Annotated in this window: 5 protein-coding genes; 2 read left to right on the top strand and 3 right to left on the bottom strand. The window is 40.6% G+C overall.

Annotated features, from left to right (window positions below; translation table 11 throughout):
* Positions 1–405: 405 nt before the first annotated feature.
* Together ACVBIL_RS20400 and ACVBIL_RS20405 are read right to left on the bottom strand one after the other, a co-directional pair.
* Positions 406–888, bottom strand: a complete 483-nt coding sequence (locus ACVBIL_RS20400; RefSeq protein WP_447168763.1) for a glutathione peroxidase — start codon at positions 886–888, stop codon at positions 406–408.
* A gap of 307 nt (positions 889–1,195) precedes the next feature.
* Positions 1,196–2,257, bottom strand: coding sequence for a DUF4382 domain-containing protein (locus ACVBIL_RS20405; protein ID WP_447168764.1), 1,062 nt, complete (start codon positions 2,255–2,257; stop codon positions 1,196–1,198).
* Between the two features lie 416 nt (positions 2,258–2,673).
* On the opposite strand from ACVBIL_RS20405, the gene ACVBIL_RS20410 reads away from it, so the two are divergent.
* Positions 2,674–3,213, top strand: a complete 540-nt coding sequence (locus tag ACVBIL_RS20410) for a YfaZ family outer membrane protein (protein WP_447168765.1) — start codon at positions 2,674–2,676, stop codon at positions 3,211–3,213.
* A 510-nt stretch (positions 3,214–3,723) separates the two neighbouring features.
* Entirely contained in the window at positions 3,724–5,397 is a 1,674-nt protein-coding gene (locus ACVBIL_RS20415) for a sensor domain-containing diguanylate cyclase (protein ID WP_447168766.1), read from the top strand.
* A 101-nt stretch (positions 5,398–5,498) separates the two neighbouring features.
* On the opposite strand, the gene ACVBIL_RS20420 is transcribed toward ACVBIL_RS20415, so the two are convergent.
* Positions 5,499–5,669 (bottom strand): hypothetical protein, encoded by a 171-nt coding sequence (locus ACVBIL_RS20420; protein ID WP_447168767.1) that lies wholly within the window; start codon positions 5,667–5,669, stop codon positions 5,499–5,501.
* Positions 5,670–5,899 lie beyond the last annotated feature (230 nt).

Here is a 5,899-nt window from a genome sequence, read left to right on the forward strand (position 1 = left end):
GGGAATGATGATGAACAATGAAACTAAGATTAAGCCAAGGGGTGAGTCTTAATGACTAACCTATTCACTTAACGAGATTCGGTTCATATAGTCAGAGTCCATAAATCCAAATTAGTTCCACAGAGTTGCAAAATTTTTCATTACTATTTTTTAGAACAGTTTGTGACAGGTAAAAAAAAGGGCAACCCAAGGGGTTGCCTGACTGATCTACATTGAGATCAAGGGGGGCTGCGCTAGAAGCCCCAGGGAGAATGATGAACATGAAAAAATCAATGCTCAAAAAGTTAGAGACAATTAATGAGCTAAAGTTCAAAAAATATATGGGTTATTTTGATCTTTTTTTAATGAATTTTAACTAATTGACTTTGAAGGTTTAAAACATGTGAGTTAATAAGGCGGCTAGGATTAAAGTAGATTTAAAACATCTTTCTCTAATGCAGTAGGCTTAGTTGTTGGGGCAAAACGTTGCATAGCTTGACCTTCGCGGTTCACTAAAAACTTAGTAAAGTTCCATTTTATTTTTTCAGATCCAAGTAAGCCTTTTGCTGACTGCTTTAAGTAAGCATAGAGGGGCGTTGTATTTACGCCATTGACTTCTATTTTTTCAAATAGCGGAAAAGTAACACCAAAGTTTAGTTCGCAAAAAGCGCTAATGGCTTGGTTATCACCTTTTTCCTGAGCCCCAAATTGGTTGCAAGGAAAACCGAGGACGACAAGGCCTTGAGACTGATATTTTTGATACAGGGCTTCTAACTCTTTATATTGCGGCGTGAAACCGCATTCACTGGCAGTATTAACGATAAGTACAACCTTACCCTTAAAGTCTGAAAGTGAAACGGTTTGTCCTTGGATATTGTTTACTGAAAAATCATAAATTGAAGATACCATAGCGTGCTCCCGAGTTGATTAAATCTACCTTACCTTTAACGCTTTTAATGTGCAAATTGGTTGCGCACAATTTAATTGTGCGATTGGTTGTAGGGTGTGTTGGTTGTTTCGTTCGTTTTAGGTAAAAATTGATCGAGTCACAAAGATTGGTGAAGGGGAACTCTTTTTGGCCTGAACATGTATAAAGAAAAAGGGACTTATAGTCCCTTTTCAACGCTGACATTATTTTCACTAAGTTAACTTATTGAAAATATGTCAATACCAAATATACCAACAGCGATAAGCGCAACTAAGCGGCTGGAACAAATTACTCGGGGAAATTACGAGTGGTCGTTTCATCGACCACTACAGTGACATCTTGCTCTGCTGAGTCAATGAAGAAAGGCGCAGTTCCATCAATCGGATCACGTACGTTAGATTCCTCTGGATCATCATTTTGAGCAAGGCAGGTGTATCCTAGGCTATAGTTATCAGCGACCACAAAACCAAATTCATATTCATAACCCGTTATTTCTTGGTTGTCATCCACGATTGGGTTTACCCTTGCTGAAGTGATCGGTGCGACCTGAGTTAATATATTAGGCCCCACTCTAAAGTCAGCCATATCGTCAAGTTGAGTCTCACTCGGATACAGATAAACTGCCGAACTATAATCGAAGCCGCCAGCATTAGCTTCACAGATTGCTATCGTTTCGTCACTTATTTGGCCCTTGATTGCGCCAACATCTGAACGATTGACCAGTTGCACAGAGGTGGGTTTTAACGTCCAGTACTCTTTATTGCCATGAGGTGCTTGTAATCCCTTTGCCAAATTAAATTCGGCAACGAAATTATTATTGCCTGCTGCAATCGTAAATGTTTTATTAAAGAATAGTCGGCCAGTATTGGGCTCATCTGAACCTACGCCACCGCATGAGCCATTACTATTAGTCACTAGGCCTTTTATATCTCCACCAACAAATTCACCCGTTGTATCATCAAATGCCGCGCCACTTAATACATAGGAGCTCTCATCAGTAGAGACTTCATTATTTGCCATATAGATACACATTTGGTATTCACCGACAGGAACAGTCTGACCACTCACTAACGTTGCTACCTCTTGGCCTTGGTAGCTTAAAAGATCTACATGTTGTAGACCGTCGTCATCGGTAGAAACATCAAATGAGAACGCGCCGCCACTATTTTTTAAAACGACTTGTTTAAAAGCCACGTTAACGATATTGGCGTCAGCAGGGTTATCTGATACGCCGAGACTAAATACGCCTTCTGTGGGCTCAATCGGTGAATCGCTGTCTGAACCGCAGGCGGATAGCATCAAGCCTGTGGCGATAGCGAGTGTTAATGGCGTTAATGCTAACTGTTTCATCTGTGCTCCGAAGCATATTTTGCTGATAATTTAGTATAGTCTGTACCTAATAAGCATTGTAGATTTTGATTGAAATTAAATCTGCTTAAAGCCAAATGCAGGCAGGCTTTGAGGACTCATACTCGATAAAATTAGGCCTAAATTATCACATCGAAAATAGTGATATTTGTTTTATTTCAGTAAAACGTTTCTATAGTGATCAAGCTATCGCTAACATAAGGAATTCACTGGTAAAATTATTAATCTTCTCGCTGTTACATTTCGATGCGGCTGTTGGTTGGTAGTTATCATTGTTGTTTTCTGGTTCGTTTGTTGTCCGTGTTTATTTAAATGCACTGTCTAAGTTTAAATTTCTATAAAAAAGCGTCAGCCCTTTATGTATGCTTGCCGAAAGCTTATGAGTTTCGGGATCAGAAATGACAGTTAAAACCTTAATGGCAACGCTTGTACTGAGTGCTTTGTCTATAAATGCCTCTGCGACAGACTTTACGTTCGGACTAAATGACGACATGTTGTCGACCGAACTGAAGTTTAATGTCAATAAAGATGTTAATGCGTCTGTTGAGTATATTTATGCCGACACGGGTGGGCAGATGTTGTCTGGCGCGATGCATATTGAACATGAAGCTGGCATTCACCATTTTGAATTGGGGGCCAAGTTTTCTCAAGTGTGGTCGAAGCGAAGCAGTAATGGTAATTTTGTCGGGATTGGCGGGCGTTACGCCATGCACTTAGGGTCAAATGTTTCGCTGCACGGTTCGGGTTATTATTCTCCGTCGGTATTGTCGTTTGGCGATATTGATGGCTCTTGGCAACTCGATGGTAAAGTGCAATACGCACTTAATCCTGCGTTAGCCTTGTTTGTTGGTTATCGAAATATTCGTTTGCAGTATGACAATGCCTCAAATTCAACCTTGGACTCTGGTTTTTATTTAGGTGCAAAGGCATCGTTTTAATGCGTGATTTGTTTATCATCAGATGATGTTAAGGTCTGCTTAGGCTGGCATTTTAGCGAGCTTAAGCGATTTTTTGTATACCCCCCCGCCAGCTAATGACTATATTTGAGTCGCCTCTCTTTTTATTTATCAGCTCTATTTCCGAACTTTTTAACTGCACACCCTAGAGATAGCTTCATTATATCTAGGGTCATTCAACGCAGAAGTGGCAAGCCAAAAACGATCCTTGCAAGCATTCCCCCCATGGACCCATAAGATATGGAAAATGTCTTTAAAGCGTATGGAACGCAGGAGCCGTTAGCGAGGATGCTAGAGTCGATGAGCAATGAATGGCCTTGCCTCAGAAACGTTAAGCTCCGTTTAGCAATCAAATATTTATACTGATTGATACAAGCTTGTTAATAAAATTGCTGCGCATTTGTTGCTTGTGTAAACTGTAATCACATTTTACTGTTTAAGTGTGAGCTGGCGCATTGGTCAGCCTATGTAAAACAGATAGGTCTGTGGTTAATGCCAATTAAAATAATAATGCGACTGCTGCTTTTGTTGTCAGTGTTTGGATATAGCGATGCGACTTATGCGCAGCAAGAAGCTGTGATCGAACAAACTTTCATTTTTAGCGCCGATGCAGAAGATGAGGTCCCCAATAATTTTGAACAGACCATCGCTTGGATGGAGACGAAAAAGGAACTTGGCAACGTATCGCTTTCTGGCGGGGATTACTGGATGGTGTCAGCGGTTATGCTTAATAGCTATAACACACGCTGGACGGTTAACGTCAAAAACTCCATTGTTGAGTCCATCGATTATTGGCTGATCGGAGAGGATGGCTCTAGTCAATATTTTACCAGTGGTTATTACGCCCCTTACGAGTTCTTGTTTGACTACGCTAGAAGCGTAGAGATGAGTATCGGTGTGCGCTATTGGTTAGTGAGTCGCGTTAATAGTCGTTACTTCTCGTCTCAGCCTAAGCATCAAGTTCAAGAGTATAAAGAGCATAAAAGTCAGTCCGATATTTATGCATTTTTTATCATTCTTTGTTTAGGCGGATTATTATTCATTGCCCTCTATAATTGGCTCATTTTTGTGTCTATCCGTGATAAAGCATTTCTTTATTATGGCTGTTATGTGCTGTGTTATCTCGCCGGTTGGACGCTGACTTTTCATTTACCTGCTCATCTTTTTGAACTTCATGGTTTAGAGTTGCATCATCTGTTTTTCATTGGTTTACCCATATTTAATATATTATTTTATAAGCACTTTTTACAGCTGCCCGAGCAGTCGCCACAACTATGGCGTTTAAGCCTTGGGTTAATGTGGTTATGCATTTTAGCGTTGCCAACCAGTATATTTTTATTATCTTACACGGCAATTATAGCGTCAGTATTGATTATGTTGTGGATAGTACTGGCGATGGTTTGTGGCAACGTTTGCCTATTGAAAGGATTTTATCCTGCGCGTTACTTTCTGTTGGCGTTTAGCTGTTTATTGTTGCCTGCAGTATTTATCTTGCCTGGCAACATGGGGCTGACGCCTGATTTTTTTGATAATGCAGAACTTGCGACTTTAATTGGCGGCACCGCCGATGCCTTGTTATTGTCATTCGCGTTAGCCTATAAAATCCGTTTACTGTCTGAAGAAAAAGAGCGTCACATCGAAATATTAGAAGTCGCCAGAAAAAATGCCCGTACCGATAAGCTAACGGGATTAGCCAATCGTGTTGCATTTGATGAATACATGGGAGTGGGGTTACCTTTTGGCCCGCAGGCTTCTCACCAACTGTGTTTAGCTTTAGTGACCTTAGAGGGCTTGGCTGAACTGACTAGAAAACTGGGTCGCAATGAGGCCGATAAGGTGATTTGTGGTGTGGCAGAGTTGCTTTGCCAAATTTATGAGCGAACTGACATTAACGACGAGTTATTGCAACCCTATCGAATTGCCGATAATAGTTTTGTTATTGTGTGTGAAACAGAGCTTTCCCAAAAGATACAGCAGCAAGTTTCACGAATTCAATCAGGTTATTTAATCGAAAACTATAATGACGTGAGTATTCACTTAGGGGCTAGCTTAAATACGGATGTGAATGATACTAGTCAATGGCTCAGGCAAGCAGAGCATCGCCTGTACAATGATCTGAGTATTAAGCGTCGAGAAAGGCATGTACAAAGGTTGAGTCATATATAGGCTAGCTAGCTTTATAATAGAAGTTTACAGCTCTAAACCCACTGTTGGTTGCTCAATAGAGAGAGGCTGTAAACTTTTCAGAGTCAGTTTTTCGAGATTAATTAATGATTGTTATAAGGTGAAAGTTCACCCTCGTTACTCGCTCGCTTAGGGTTATTGCGTTGTTCTCGTCGACGCTGTTTTTTACGCTTACTCTTGCTGATTTCATCTAAATCCGGACCCAAATCATCATCCCAATCGTTGTCTTCAATAAAATCGTACGTGTTTCTCATGCTCTACATTCCAGTTAAATAGAACCTTATTTTAAGCGGGCTGTAACGGTTTGAAGCCAGCCTAGTTTCGGTTTGAGTTTAGCAAAATAAAGTGACAAGTAAATGATGAAATACAGGTGAGAATCTTGCTCGAAAAAAAACGCCATACAAGAGGTCAATGCCGATCGTTTAAGAGGACTTGACCGATCCTGCAGATGAAAGATAATCCCTACCAGTATTCTGGTGGGGAT

The organism is Shewanella sp. 125m-7, from assembly GCF_052977045.1.